Origin of the sequence: Sphingomonas yantingensis (assembly GCF_014199325.1) — a bacterium.
Taxonomy (GTDB): domain Bacteria; phylum Pseudomonadota; class Alphaproteobacteria; order Sphingomonadales; family Sphingomonadaceae; genus Sphingomonas; species Sphingomonas yantingensis.
In genome coordinates this window covers 638810-651348 of record NZ_JACIJJ010000002.1, presented here as the reverse complement: position 1 = coordinate 651348, position 12539 = coordinate 638810, and the positions used below count along the sequence as shown (strand labels likewise).

Below are 12539 nucleotides of genomic sequence, written 5' to 3'. Positions count from 1 at the left end.
GAGATGCGAGATGGAATTGCTGCCGCGGATCGAGGCACATCTGAAGGCGACGGGCACGCCGGTCACGTTGTTCGGACGGCGAGTCGCGCGCGATCCGCGCCTCGTCCTCGACATGCGTCGCGGGCGCGAGCCGGGACCGTCGATGCGCCGGCGGATCGAGGCCTATCTGGCCGAAGGTGCCAACTGATGGCGCGCGGACCCGATGCTGGCGCGCTGATCGAGCGCGCGCTCACTCTTTCCGCGGCGGGGGCCGGGGTGCCGATGCGGATCGTCGAGGCAAGCGCGACGCGCTGGGCCAGCGCGACCTTTGCCGGCGCGCGTCATGTCCTCGACCTGCAGGTCGGGACGGACCGCGCGTCGCGGGCGTGGCTCGGCAACCTCGGCGAGATGGACTTGCCAATGCGTGGACAATTGCTCGCGGACTGCACCGTCGTTGCGACGCGGACCAACCCCGCCTCGATCAGCGCCCGGATCGAGGCGCTGACGGTCGAGACCACTTAGCGCCCGGCGAAGCGTCGAAGTGTGGCGAGCGCCTCGTCGAGGTCGTCCGAATGGGCCCGCTCGACGAGCGCGGGGCCGCCGCCGCGACGGCGCACCCCGCGCTCCAGCCGATCGAGCAGCGCGTGGATCGTCGCCTCGGTCTCGGGCGCGGTGATCGCCGGCGCGTCGTCGATGTCGGGCACCGCGGCCAAGACCGGCTGGCGATAACTCGGCGTCACCTCGAAGGTTTCGATGCGCACATGCTCGATGACGGGATCGGGATCGGGATCGGGCTCGGGATCGGGGAGCGGCGGATCGGCCGGGACCGGCGGCGCGGCATCGATCGCCGGCTCGGCCCGGTAGAGCGGTTTGACCGGCTCGCTCGGCGTCAGCGGCGTTTCCGGGATCGCCGTGGGATCAAAGGCGGCGAGCGGCAGGTCGAGGTCGCGCGGAATGTCCTGCTCAGGCGGTCTCACACCCACGTCGAGAAACGGCGTGCCCAGGTCGCGCATCGCCATCACCGGCTCGCGCACCGGCGCATCGGAATGGCGGTCGGCGCGGCGGGTGACGGTGCGGACGACGCGGCGGGTCGGCGCGAACCGGCCGACCGCGGCCCAGGTCGCCGCACCCGCCCCGGCCATCGCCGCGAGGATCAGGCCGATGCGAAACGTCGTGCCCAGCGGCGGCGCCGCGGCAGGCAGCAGCGCGGGCAGCCCGATATCCGTTACCAGCGACTCGATCCGCCAGGCGGGCAGCAATGCCGCAACCAGCCCCGCGAATAGCGCGACAATGCCCGTGGCAGCCCATTTCGGATCGGCTTTCATGCGTTGACTGGCGGTAAGCGCGACCATGTTCCGTCCGTTGCTGCGGCCTGTGCAAGCCGTTGGTAAACAGGCTGGTAGCGGGAAATATTTGACGACCAGTTACGCTCGCGCTCGACGAACGCACGCGCCCGCGCTCGCCGCGCATCCCAGCCGGCGCGGTTCTCGAACAGGTCGGCCAGCGCCGTCGCGATCGCGGCGGGATCGTCGGGCCCGAACAACGTGCCCGTCACCCCGTCCTCGATCAGTTCGCGATGCCCGCCGACATTCGAAGCGGCGACCAGCTTGCCCTGCGCCATCGCCTCCAGCGGTTTCAGCGGCGTGACGAGATCGGTCAGCCGCATATGCTTGCGCGGATAGGCCAGCACGTCGATCAGGCTGTAATAACGCTCGACCACGTTATGCGGCACGCGCCCGACGAAGCGGATGCGGCTGGCGACGGGCGAGGCTTCGGCTGCGGCGCGAAGCTGTGGCTCCATCGGCCCGCCGCCCACCATCAAAAGCTGCGCCTGCGGCCGCTTCGCGACCAGCGCGGGTATCGCGGCGATCAGATCGTCCAGCCCCTCATAATCATAGAAGCTGCCGACATAGCCGACGACCTCGTCCCCCATCCCCAGTTCGGCCGCCAGCCGTTCATCGCGCGCCGGCGGCTCGCCGAACAGCGACAGGTCGACGCCGTTGGGGCTGACCATGATCTTGGTCCCGGGAATGCCGCGCGCGATCAGGTCGCCGCGCAGCCCCTCGCAAATGACGCCCACCGCATCGACGCGTCGGCACGCCCAGGTTTCGAGCGCGCGGGTGACGCGGTACTTGGCCGATCCCTCCCGCCCCGTCCCGTTGCCGACCGCCGCATCTTCCCAGAAGGCGCGGATTTCGTAGAGCAGCGGCAGACCGCGCTTCTTTGCGACGCGCAGCGCCGCCAACGCCCCCATGACAGGCGAATGCGCGTGGAGAATGTCGGGGCGAAAGGCATCGACCGCCCGCTCGATCGCGCGGGCGAACACGCCGATCTCGCGCCATTCGCCTAGCGGCGGGGGGCCGGCAGGGCGCATCGAGCTCCGGTGAAAATCGAGGCCGTCGAACGTCTCGACCGGCGCATCGACGACGTTGTAGCGCGGGCCGGTCACGCCCGCGACCGCCCAGCCGCGCGCCACCTGTGCCTTCAGGATCGCGCGCGTGCGGAAACTATAGCCGCTGTGGAGCGGCAGCCCGTGGTCGAGGACGTGGAGGATACGCATGACGTGTTCCTGCCACGACAGGGTTTAACGCCGCGTCAATCACGCCGGATCGGCGCTTAACCGCCCGGCAACGGCTCGCGTTTATGCCCGGCCCATGGTCGACGGCTTTTCGATCCTCATTACGCACGGGCTGATGCTGTTCGCGGCATGGCGCCTGTTGTCGCGCCCCGATCTCGACCGCGAGGACGGCGACGCGCCGAAGGGCTTTGCCGCCCGGCGAAAGCCGTGAGCCGGACGGGCGAGCTGCGCGCACTGACGGGCGCGCGGGGGATCGCGGCGTGGCTGGTGGTCTTCTACCATCTGCGCCTGTCGCTGCCACCGCTCCCCGACGCCGTCGCAGCGGTCGTCGCCAGGGGCTATCTGGCGGTCGATTTCTTCTTCGTGCTGTCGGGCTTCGTCATCGCGCTGTCGTGGCGCGACCGGATCGAGCAGCGCGGCTGGGCGGCGGTGCCGTCGTTCCTGAAGCGCCGGTTCGCGCGGGTCTGGCCGCTTCACGCCTTCGTGCTGACGGGCGGCGTCGCGATGGCGGCGGCGCTATGGGCGACCGGGCGGCACGTGCCGGACGATTTTCCCTTTGCCGAGCTGCCGCTCCACTATCTGCTGATCCAGAACTGGGGCCTGACGCCCTCGCTCAGCTGGAACGACCCGGCCTGGTCGATCTCGGCCGAGTTCGCCGCCTATCTCGCCTTCCCAGCGTTCGTCCTCGCGTTCGCCGGGCAGCGCATCCCGAGGGTCGCGGCGATCGCCGGGATCGCGGCGGCGCTCGCGCTGACCAACGCGATGCGCGGCGCGGCCGGGCTCAACGTCGATATCGCGCATTTCGGCGCGATCCGCTGCCTCGCGGGGTTCGGCATCGGCATGATCGTCCATTCGCTATGGTCGAGCCGCAGCGGCATGGTGGCGCTCGGCGGCATCGCACTGCTCGCTTCGCTGGGGTGGGCATTCGGCTCGGCGCCCGAGGCGCTGGCGGTGCCGCTGGTCTTTGCCGGCCTCGTGCTGGGGCTCGCCAGCCGCGACCCGTGCGCGTTGGGCCACCCGATCCTCCACCACCTCGGCGAGTGGAGCTATGCGACCTATCTATCCCACTTCCTGATGTGGAAGGCGTTCAAGCTCACCTTCGTCCACGCGCCCGGCCCGGTCGGGTGGCCGCTGATCGCGCTCTACCTGGCGATCGTGCTGGCCGCCTCTGCGCTGCTCTATCGCTTCGTCGAGCTGCCGGCACAGGCGTGGATCAACCGCAGCCCGGCAAAGGCGGGAGCGCGCACCCGCGCCCCCGCCTGAAGCGTCAGGCGTCCTCGCCCACCTTTTCCAGCGCCTCGATCAGCGCCTTGTTGAACGCCGGGATGTCGCCCGGGTTGCGGCTGGTGATGAGGTTGCCGTCGACCACGACCTCCTCGTCCACCACGTCGCCGCCGGCATTCTCGAGGTCGGTGCGCACCGACGGCCAGCTCGTCACGCGGCGCCCGTCGACCACGTCCGCCTCGACCAGCAGCCACGGGGCGTGACAGATGGCGGCGACGATCTTGTCGTCGTCCATGAACGCCTCGACGATGTCGATCGCCTTTTCCTCCAGCCGCATCTTGTCGGGATTGCCGACGCCGCCGGGCAGCAGGAGCGCGTGATAATCGTCGGGATCGACCTGATCGAGCGTCAGGTCGGGGGTGATCGTCTCGGTCGGGTCGCTGTCGTTCTTCACGCCCTGGATCGGGTCGGTCTTGATCGAGGCGAGCGTGACTTCGGCACCGGCTTCGAGCAGCGCCTGTCGCGGCGCGAAAAGTTCGTCATGCTCGAAACCGTCGGTGGCGAGGATCAGCACGCGGCTTGCTTTAAGATCGGCCATGGGGGGCACTCCAGTTCGCTTGGGGTTCGCGTCCTGAACCGGCACCCGTCCACGCTTGTTCCCTGCATGCGCGGCGGAACGAAAGCCCGTAGAGACGCATTGATCGGCCCTGCGAACAACGACTTGGACCCATGGCCGACACCATCCGCTACTGCGACGACAGCAAGCCCGGCATCACCCGCCGCAAGATGCGGCACGGATGGGGTTATTGGTCGCCGAAGGGCGAGCGGATCACCGACCGCGACGAGATCGACCGGCTGAACAAGATCGGCCTGCCCCCCGCCTATCGCGATGCGTGGTTCTGCCCCCATCCCAACGGCCATATCCAGGCGGTCGGCTGGGACGAGAAGGGCCGCAAGCAGTATCGCTATCACACCGACTTCCGCGAGGCGCAGGAGGCGGCGAAATACTCGCGGTGCAGCGAGTTCGGCGAACGCCTGCCCCGCCTTCGAAAACAGGTCGAAAAGGACCTTCGCGCCCGCAAGCTGACGCGCGAGCGCGCCGTCGCCGCGGTCGTGCGCTTGCTCGACCTGGGTAGACTGCGCGTGGGCAATGAAAGCTATGCCAAGGCGAACAAGAGCTTCGGTGCGACGACGCTGCGCCGCCGCCATGCCAAGCTGACGGGCACGCGCCTGCGCCTTCAATACACCGCCAAGTCGGGCAAGCAGCGGGTGCTGACGATTACCGACAATTCGTTGATCCGCTTCGTCAAGAAATGCCAGGACCTGCCCGGCCAGCACCTGTTCGGGTATCTTGACGAGGCGGGCGAGGCACGGCCCGTCACCTCCGGCGACGTCAACGACTATATCCGCGAGGCGATGGGCGCCCCCTTCACCGCCAAGCATTTCCGCACCTGGGGCGCGAGCGCCATCGCGTTCGAGGCGCTGGCGACCGCGCCCGAACCGATCGGCCTGAAGACGATGCTCGAGCCGGTGGTCGAGGCGCTGGGCAACACGCCCGCGATCGCGCGCAAGAGCTATGTCCACCCCGAGCTGATCGAGCTTGCCAAGGACAAGGCCGCGCAGCTTGCCCTCAGGCAGCGCCTCAAGCTACCGCGCGCCAAGCGTCATCTGACGCGTGCCGAGCGGGGGCTTATCGCCTTTCTCGGCGAGTGCGACCAAACGAGCGCCCCCGCCCGCGCGGCGTGACGACGGAGCCGGCATGAGCAACACCACTGCGGCGAACAGCAGCGCCGCGATCATCAAGTTCGATCCCGAAGGCGCCCAGCGCCAGGTCCATGGCCTGGTCCGCGACGGCGTCGTCTGGATCGGCGACCACTGGATCCAGATCGGCGTGGCGGTGGGCTTTGCCGCGCTCATCGTCCTCGCGCTCGACTGGGTGAAGCGCTGGGGCCGGCGCTATTGCGAGCGCCAGCCCGTCGTTACCGGCTGGTCGGGGATCTTCGGCCGGGCGATCTCGCGCACCAACCGTTTCTTCATGTGGATGATCGCGGCCAAGCTGGTCGTAGGCGTCGCCGACGCGCCAAGCGCGATCGTCAAGACGACCGACTTCCTCTTCACCGTCGCCGCCACCTTCCAGGCCGCCATCTGGGTGCGCGAGGTCATCCTCGGCCTGGTCGAGGCGCGGACGCAGACCGACCACCGCGGCAGCGAGGCGCTGGGCACCGCGCTCGGCCTCATCCGCCTGCTCGTCACTTTCGTCGTGTTTGCGATCGCGCTGATCGTCGTGCTCGACAACCTCAACGTCAACGTCACCGGCCTCGTCGCCGGCCTCGGCGTCGGCGGCATCGCCATCGGTTTGGCTGCACAGGGCATCTTCGCCGACCTGTTCGCCGCGCTGTCGATCATCTTCGACAAGCCGTTCCGCAAGGGCGACAGCATCACCTACGACACCACGCAAGGGAATATCGAGGCGATCGGCCTCAAGTCGACGCGGATCCGCAGCTTTCAGGGCGAGGAGCGGATCATCTCGAACAAGAACCTCCTCGAAAAGGAAATTCAGAACAACACGCAGCGCGTGCATCGCCGGGCCAAGTTCGCGCTCGGCGTCACCTATCAGACTCCGCCGGAGGTGTGCGCACGCATTCCCGGCATCCTGAAGGAGATCGTCGAGGCGCACGACCGGATCTTCATCCGCTCGGGCTTCGTCAATTTCGGCGCGTCGAGCCTCGATTTCGAGGTCGAGTTCGACAGCCCCGGCCCCGACTATGTCGCCTTCTACGACACGCGCACCGCGATCGGGATCGAGATCCTGCGCCGCTTCAATGCCGAGGGGATCGAAATCGCCTATCCGACGCAGACGACCTTTACCGCCGCGCCCGACGGCACGCTCGTCATGCCCTATCCGCAGGTGCAGGCCGTGCGCGCGATCGAAACCGATGTCTGAAGATTTCCATTTTGCGACGAAACCTTATGCGTCGCCGCTGATTGGGATTGATGCAGGATAAGATCACCGCGATAGCGCATCAGGATCCGAGTGAATGAGTCCCCAGCCCCAGCCCCAGCACGCCGTTGAGCTAGAACGCTATCGCGCTCTCTTCGAGACGATGGACGAGGGGTTCTGCGTCATCGAGTTCTTCGACGGGCCGCACGGGCCGGACAGCGATTACGTCCACGTGCTCGCCAACCCGGCCTATGAGCGCAACGCCGGCATCCCCAACGTCGTCGGCCAGAAGCTGCGCGAAATGGTGCCCGACGAGGCCGATGGCTGGGTGGAGCTCTATGGCAGCGTCCTGCGCACCGGGACGCCGATCCGCTTCCAGCGCGAACTCGTCGCGACCGGGCGCCATCTGGAAGTGTCGTCCTTCCGCCTCGAGCCCGTGACGCTCCGCCAGGTCGCGGTGCTGTTCAAGGATGTGAGCGACCGGGCAAAGGCCGAAACCGAGCTGCGCCGTCTCAACGAAACGCTCGAAGCGCGGATCGCCGCCGCTGTTGAGGAACGCGCGCAGATCGAGGAGGCGCTGCGCCAGAGCCAGAAGATGGAGGCGGTGGGCCAGCTGACCGGCGGGCTCGCGCACGATTTCAACAATCTGCTCGCGGGCATTTCGGGCTCGCTCGAACTGGCGCAGATGCGCATCAACCAGGGGCGGCTCGGCGACGTCGAGAAGTATCTGCTGACCGCACAGGGGGCGACGCGGCGGGCGGCAGCGCTGACCCATCGCCTGCTGGCGTTCGCTCGCCGCCAGACGTTGCTGCCCCGGCCGGTCAACGTCAACCGGCTGGTGGCGGGCATGATCGAACTGATCCAGCGCACCGTGGGCCCCGGCATCGCGATCGAGAATGTCGCCGCGACCGGGCTATGGACCGCACATGTCGATGCCTCGCAGCTCGAGAACGCGCTCCTCAATTTGTGCATCAACGCGCGCGACGCGATGCCCGGCGGCGGGCGGATCACGATCGAGACGTGCAACCGCTGGATCGATGCGGCGGGCAGTCGCCAGCTCGACATGCCCGAGGGGCAGTATCTGTCGCTCTGCGTCAGCGACACCGGCACCGGCATGACGCCGGAAGTGCGCGCCCGCGCCTTCGACCCGTTCTTCACCACCAAGCCGATCGGCGAGGGCACCGGCTTGGGCCTGTCGATGATCTACGGCTTCGCCAAGCAGTCGGGCGGACAGGTCCGCATCTATTCGGAGCCCGATCAGGGCACGATGGTCTGCATCTACCTCCCCCGACATCTGGGCGAGGACGAGCCGGAACTCCCCGCGCTCGAACCCGCCGTCGCGGCGCAGGCGGGCGCGGGCGAGACGGTGCTGGTCGTTGACGACGAACCCTCGGTCCGGCTGCTGATCGTCGATGTGCTGCACGAACTCGGCTATGCCGCGATCGAGGCGGCGGACGGCGCGGCCGGCATGCGCGTCCTCGACAGCGGGGCGCGGATCGACCTGCTCGTCACCGACGTCGGCCTGCCCGGCGGCATGAACGGCCGTCAGCTCGCCGATGCGGCGCGTGCCGGGCGACCGGACCTCCACGTCCTCTTCATCACCGGCTTTGCCGAGAATGCGCTCCTCAACAACGGCCAGCTCGAACCCGGCATGGCGGTGCTGACCAAGCCCTTCGCGATCGACGCGCTGGCGACGCGCATCCGGCAACTGGTGCGCGTGGGCGACTGACCCACCGCCGATCCGCCACATCCTCGTCATCCCAGCGAAGGCTGGGATCGTTCGGTAGAACGGCGTGCCCCATAGGCTAGTGGCCCCAGCCTCCGCTGGGGCGACGACCTTGTGGCTGCGGGTCGTCGCCAAGCTTATCAGTCCGCGGCCATGCGCGGCACCGGATCGTCCTTCCCGTCGTTGCTACAGCTGGCCGACCGCATCGCTGCCGTACCCCGGCGAAGGCCGGGGCCCAGTTGCGGAACGCCCCGATGGAGTCGCCGACATTGCCCACCTGGACCCCGGCCTTCGCCGGGGTACGCAGCGATCAGTCGCCCGTCACGCGCGGCCCCAGATCGCCCTGCCCCACGCTCGCCGTCGCCATCTCCAGCATCCGGTCGAGGCTCGCCTTTGCCTTCAGCCGCAGATCCTCGTCCACCTCGATCCGGGGAGACAGGTCGCGGAGCGCCACATACAGCTTCTCGAGCGTGTTCATCGCCATGTACGGGCAGATGTTGCAGTTGCAGTTCCCGTCCGCACCCGGCGCGCCGATGAACAGCTTGTGCGGGACCGCCTTCTGCATCTGGTGGATGATATGCGGTTCGGTCGCGACGATCAGCGTGTCGCCGGGCATCGTCTTGGCATAGTCGAGGATGCCGCTGGTCGAGCCGACATAGTCCGCATGGTCGACGATGTGCGCAGGGCACTCCGGGTGCGCGGCGACCGGCGCACCGGGATGCTCGGCCTTCAGCTTGACGAGCTCGGTCTCGCTGAACGCCTCGTGCACGATGCACACGCCCGGCCAGAGCAGCATGTCGCGCCCGAACTTGCGCGACAGATAGCCACCCAGATGCTTGTCGGGGCCGAAGATGATCTTCTGACTCTCCGGAATCTGCGCGATGATCTTTTCGGCCGAAGACGAGGTAACGATGATGTCGCTCAGTGCCTTCACCTCCATCGAGCTGTTGATGTAGGTAAGCGCGATGTGATCGGGATGCTGCGCACGGAACGCGGCGAACTGGTCGGGCGGGCAGCTATCCTCCAGGCTGCAACCGGCATCCATGTCGGGCAGGATCACCGTCTTTTGCGGGCTCAGGATCTTCGCCGTCTCCGCCATGAAGCGGACGCCGCAGAACGCGATGACGTCGGCGTCGGTTTCGGCCGCCTTGCGGCTCAGCTCCAGGCTGTCGCCGACGAAGTCCGCGAGGTCCTGGATCTCCGGCTTCTGATAATAGTGCGCGAGGATGACGGCGTTGCGCTCGCGCTTCAGCCGGTCGATTTCCGCCAGAAGGTCGACGCCCGAAAGCGACCCGCCGATGCCGTTGCGCGCGTCCATACCCAGTTCCTTACCCGTTCGCGCGCCACATGGCCCGCGGCGGCCGCCTAATCAACCCATCGGCGGCGGCAGCGGGAAGGCATAGGGGTCGACGGCGGCCCCCGGCGCGCCCGCGGTCACGACCTCATACAGCGCAGCGCCCACCGGGCTGAACGTCACGAGGTTGATCGCCACCATCATCGCCGTGATTGCGCCAAGTCCGTAGAACCACGCACGGTGCACCCGGCCCTGCCGCCGCCGGTCGGCGAGCATTCCGGCGAACGGGAAGAGGATCAGCACCGCGAACACCCACTCGCCCGCGTGCGGGATGAGCAGCGGCATCGGCAGCAGCCGCCCGATTGCCGGCCCCAGCAGCACCGCCATCCCGCAAAAATGCAGGCGCTTGTGCCACGCCGTCCGCCGCCGGTTGACGATCGCCGCCCCGGTGAGCGCCGCGAACGTCAGGATCGAGGCGGGGTTCATGACGAGGAAATAGGCCGGCTGGAAAAAGAACGGCGCCCCGCCCCGCCGCACCATCAGCACGGTGACGAGGATGCCGAGCACCACCATCGCGATCGCCCAGACCGAGGCCACCCAGCCCAGCGTCTTGTGCCCCTCGAGATGCCCGGTCGCCGCCAGCCAGTTCTGCGCGACGTAGATCGCTACCCAGCCCATGAAGACAATCGCATGAAGGTGGACCAGCGGCGGCGCGGCAAGCGTCGACCGGCCCATCGCGAACTGAAGCCCGAAGCCGGCGACGACCACCGCCGCCATCACGAACGCACTCGTCACGAAAAAACGATCGTCGCGCCGCGCGCGTACTTCACCCGGAAAGATCGTCGCCATGGTCATGCCCCCGCATCCCGTTGCGGCGGGCAGATTACCACAGGCGATGGTCAATTACGACTATACCTTCACTGGCCAGTCATCCCGGACTTGATCCGAAATCCCGCTTCTTTCTTCTTCAAATTCGGGCGAGAAAAGAAGAAGCGGGACCCCGGATCAAGTCCGGGGTGACGGGGGGCTATTGGCGGTTCCCAAGAACCTCGGCCGGCGTCTTCGACTGGTCCCAGCGTTCGCGGCTCCGCCCGCGTTCGGCGGGGAAGGTGACGATGACCCGCGCGCCGCTCTGCCCCGCGGCCTCCAGCGGCGCGCCCATCGTCCGGGCGATCGCGCCGCGGGCCAACTCGCGCGCCTGCGCCAGCCGCTCGGGACTCGTCGCCTCGCGCGTCGCGGCGCGGCGGGCGGCGCGCGACACGCGGGTGCCGAGCGCCTCGCCCGCCTCGCGCGTCACCAGCACGCCGCTCCGCTCGACGACCACGCCCTCGCCCTCGTCGATGTTGGGCGTGTCGGCGGTTACGTCGGGCGCATCGACGATCAGCGTGCGCGTCTCGGGGTCCCAGGCCATGTCGCGCGGCGACAGGCCCGACAGATCCACCGTATAGTCGACCGCATAGGGCATCTTGGCGACCCGACCCGATTTCAGGAATCCGCCCCAGCGCGTGTCGCTGGCCGATGCCTGGACGATGCCCGACAGCCGCGCGACGCGAAGCTGGCTCATCCCCGCGATCCGCGCGGTGACGATCTGCGTGACCGCCGGCCCCTCGGGCGCCTCGGCGGGCTTGGTGACGACATGCCTGTCGCGATAGTCGCTCCAGGCGAGCAGCAGCCCGCCGACCACCGCGAGCAGCAGCGCGCCCGCGACGATCAGCCGCCACGGCTCGCTGCCGCGCCCTAGACGGCGTGCCATGCGCCCCCCTCTCCCGCGACCGCCAGGCCGCGCTTCTGCAATTCGATCAGGTGCGCCAGAACGGACCGCGCCGCCGCGGGCTTCAACCGCGCGTCGAGGCCGACATACATCGCCTCGACCATCGCCTCGATACGTTGCGTGCCGCGCGCGAGCAGACGGACGATCTGCCCCTCGCGCTGCTTCCTATGGCCGAGCATCCCGCGCACCAGCCGCTGCGGATTGTCCACCGCCTCTCCATGTCCGGGATAATAGACCGTCTCCGAACGCCCAAGCAGCTTCTCGAGGCTCGCCATATAGTCGCCCATGTCGCCGTCGGGGGGCGAGACGATGCTCGTCGACCAGCCCATCACATGGTCGCCGCTGAACAGCGCCTGTGCCTCGGGCAGGGCAAAGGCCATATGGTTCGAAGTATGCCCAGGCGTCCCCACCGCCTCGATCGTCCAGCCATCGCCCTCGATCCGCTCGCCATCGGCCAGCACGCGGTCTGGCGCATAGTCGGTATCGAACGCCGCATCGGCACGCGGCCCTTCATCGTCCATCGTCAGCGGGGCGCAGCCGATCACCGGCGCGCCCGTAAGATCGCGCAGCCTTGCCGCCAGCGGGCTGTGGTCGCGATGCGTGTGCGTGACGAGGATCGCCGCGACCGGCCGCCCCGCGATGACCCGCTTGAGCGCGTCCAGATGCGCCGGCTCGTCCGGCCCCGGATCGACCACGGCAAGCGCGCCCGTCCCGACCAGATGCGTCTGCGTGCCGGTATGCGTATAGGGCGAGGCGTTCCCCGCCAGCACCCGCGTCACCAGCGGGCCAAGCGGCACAGCAACGCCGACCGGATACTTTGCCATCGCTCTCATGTGGCTGCCCCGTGGCTCAGCGGCAAGGGCTGTCGGATGGTGCCGCCTACAGGACTCGAACCTGTGACCCCCGCATTACGAAGGCTACTGACGCCAGAGCGTTCTTTCAACAAATACAACACCTTATGCGCAATCTAACTGTGCCGAGCCGCGCTCACCCAAAGACATCCCAAACGCAAAAGCACCGCTCAAT

General features: G+C 68.1%; 14 protein-coding genes. 7 read left to right on the top strand and 7 right to left on the bottom strand.

What is annotated here, in order from left to right:
• Positions 1-10: 10 nt before the first annotated feature.
• Both FHR19_RS09315 and FHR19_RS09310 read left to right on the top strand, forming a co-directional pair.
• The gene (locus tag FHR19_RS09315; RefSeq protein WP_184027310.1) at positions 11-187 is read left to right on the top strand and encodes a hypothetical protein; all 177 of its coding nucleotides are present in this window, start codon (positions 11-13) and stop codon (positions 185-187) included.
• Complete coding sequence (locus tag FHR19_RS09310) at positions 187-501, top strand: hypothetical protein (RefSeq protein ID WP_184027308.1); 315 nt, start codon at positions 187-189, stop codon at positions 499-501. The genes FHR19_RS09315 and FHR19_RS09310 overlap by 1 nt, the downstream gene beginning before the upstream one ends.
• On the opposite strand, the gene FHR19_RS09305 is transcribed toward FHR19_RS09310, so the two are convergent.
• Positions 498-1304, bottom strand: coding sequence for a hypothetical protein (locus FHR19_RS09305; protein WP_184027305.1), 807 nt, complete (start codon positions 1302-1304; stop codon positions 498-500). The genes FHR19_RS09310 and FHR19_RS09305 overlap by 4 nt on opposite strands.
• On the bottom strand, positions 1301-2539 hold the full coding sequence (locus FHR19_RS09300; RefSeq protein ID WP_184027303.1) for a TIGR04063 family PEP-CTERM/XrtA system glycosyltransferase: 1239 nt from the start codon (positions 2537-2539) through the stop codon (positions 1301-1303). The genes FHR19_RS09305 and FHR19_RS09300 overlap by 4 nt, the downstream gene beginning before the upstream one ends.
• A gap of 94 nt (positions 2540-2633) precedes the next feature.
• On the opposite strand from FHR19_RS09300, the gene FHR19_RS17860 reads away from it, so the two are divergent.
• Positions 2634-2768 carry a hypothetical protein gene (locus FHR19_RS17860; protein WP_281375665.1) on the top strand — a complete coding sequence of 45 codons (135 nt, stop codon included), beginning with the start codon at positions 2634-2636 and terminating at the stop codon, positions 2766-2768.
• Positions 2765-3820 (top strand): acyltransferase family protein, encoded by a 1056-nt coding sequence (locus FHR19_RS09295; RefSeq protein ID WP_343053220.1) that lies wholly within the window; start codon positions 2765-2767, stop codon positions 3818-3820. Before FHR19_RS17860 ends, FHR19_RS09295 begins: the two co-directional genes overlap by 4 nt.
• A 4-nt stretch (positions 3821-3824) precedes the next feature.
• On the opposite strand, the gene FHR19_RS09290 is transcribed toward FHR19_RS09295, so the two are convergent.
• Positions 3825-4379: a type 1 glutamine amidotransferase domain-containing protein gene (locus FHR19_RS09290; protein WP_184027299.1), complete on the bottom strand. Its 555-nt coding sequence runs from the start codon at positions 4377-4379 to the stop codon at positions 3825-3827.
• Positions 4380-4510: 131 nt separating this feature from the next.
• Here FHR19_RS09290 and FHR19_RS09285 point away from each other — a divergent pair, with 131 nt between their 5' ends.
• The 3 genes from FHR19_RS09285 (at position 4511) to FHR19_RS09275 (ending at position 8451) form a co-directional block, all read left to right on the top strand.
• Positions 4511-5527, top strand: a complete 1017-nt coding sequence (locus FHR19_RS09285; RefSeq protein WP_184027297.1) for a DNA topoisomerase IB — start codon at positions 4511-4513, stop codon at positions 5525-5527.
• A 13-nt stretch (positions 5528-5540) separates the two neighbouring features.
• Positions 5541-6725 (top strand): mechanosensitive ion channel family protein, encoded by a 1185-nt coding sequence (locus FHR19_RS09280; RefSeq protein WP_184027295.1) that lies wholly within the window; start codon positions 5541-5543, stop codon positions 6723-6725.
• A 94-nt stretch (positions 6726-6819) separates the two neighbouring features.
• Entirely contained in the window at positions 6820-8451 is a 1632-nt protein-coding gene (locus tag FHR19_RS09275; RefSeq protein ID WP_184027292.1) for an ATP-binding protein, read from the top strand.
• A gap of 307 nt (positions 8452-8758) precedes the next feature.
• Here the strand turns inward: FHR19_RS09275 and nadA are convergent, their stop codons facing one another.
• The 4 genes from nadA to FHR19_RS09255 form a co-directional block, all read right to left on the bottom strand.
• The gene (nadA, locus tag FHR19_RS09270) at positions 8759-9766 is read right to left on the bottom strand and encodes a quinolinate synthase NadA (protein WP_184027290.1); all 1008 of its coding nucleotides are present in this window, start codon (positions 9764-9766) and stop codon (positions 8759-8761) included.
• A 51-nt stretch (positions 9767-9817) separates the two neighbouring features.
• Complete coding sequence (locus FHR19_RS09265) at positions 9818-10537, bottom strand: hypothetical protein (protein WP_343053219.1); 720 nt, start codon at positions 10535-10537, stop codon at positions 9818-9820.
• 232 nt (positions 10538-10769) lie between these two features.
• Positions 10770-11495: a DUF4230 domain-containing protein gene (locus FHR19_RS09260; protein WP_184027288.1), complete on the bottom strand. Its 726-nt coding sequence runs from the start codon at positions 11493-11495 to the stop codon at positions 10770-10772.
• The gene (locus FHR19_RS09255; RefSeq protein ID WP_425505956.1) at positions 11480-12346 is read right to left on the bottom strand and encodes an MBL fold metallo-hydrolase; all 867 of its coding nucleotides are present in this window, start codon (positions 12344-12346) and stop codon (positions 11480-11482) included. Before FHR19_RS09255 ends, FHR19_RS09260 begins: the two co-directional genes overlap by 16 nt.
• Between the last annotated feature and the right edge of the window lie 193 nt (positions 12347-12539).

Bases quoted from the DNA above. Each gene is read 5' to 3' on its own strand.
- FHR19_RS09260 (WP_184027288.1), bottom strand. From the start codon at position 11,495: ATGGCACGCCGTCTAGGGCGCGGCAGCGAGCCGTGGCGGCTGATCGTC.
- FHR19_RS09300 (WP_184027303.1), bottom strand. From the start codon at position 2,539: ATGCGTATCCTCCACGTCCTCGACCACGGGCTGCCGCTCCACAGCGGC.
- FHR19_RS09290 (WP_184027299.1), bottom strand. From the start codon at position 4,379: ATGGCCGATCTTAAAGCAAGCCGCGTGCTGATCCTCGCCACCGACGGT.
- FHR19_RS09285 (WP_184027297.1), top strand. From the start codon at position 4,511: ATGGCCGACACCATCCGCTACTGCGACGACAGCAAGCCCGGCATCACC.
- FHR19_RS17860 (WP_281375665.1), top strand. From the start codon at position 2,634: ATGGTCGACGGCTTTTCGATCCTCATTACGCACGGGCTGATGCTGTTC.
- nadA (WP_184027290.1), bottom strand. From the start codon at position 9,766: ATGGACGCGCGCAACGGCATCGGCGGGTCGCTTTCGGGCGTCGACCTT.
- FHR19_RS09315 (WP_184027310.1), top strand. From the start codon at position 11: ATGGAATTGCTGCCGCGGATCGAGGCACATCTGAAGGCGACGGGCACG.
- FHR19_RS09310 (WP_184027308.1), top strand. From the start codon at position 187: ATGGCGCGCGGACCCGATGCTGGCGCGCTGATCGAGCGCGCGCTCACT.
- FHR19_RS09305 (WP_184027305.1), bottom strand. From the start codon at position 1,304: ATGAAAGCCGATCCGAAATGGGCTGCCACGGGCATTGTCGCGCTATTC.
- FHR19_RS09275 (WP_184027292.1), top strand. From the start codon at position 6,820: ATGAGTCCCCAGCCCCAGCCCCAGCACGCCGTTGAGCTAGAACGCTAT.
- FHR19_RS09255 (WP_425505956.1), bottom strand. From the start codon at position 12,346: ATGAGAGCGATGGCAAAGTATCCGGTCGGCGTTGCTGTGCCGCTTGGC.
- FHR19_RS09280 (WP_184027295.1), top strand. From the start codon at position 5,541: ATGAGCAACACCACTGCGGCGAACAGCAGCGCCGCGATCATCAAGTTC.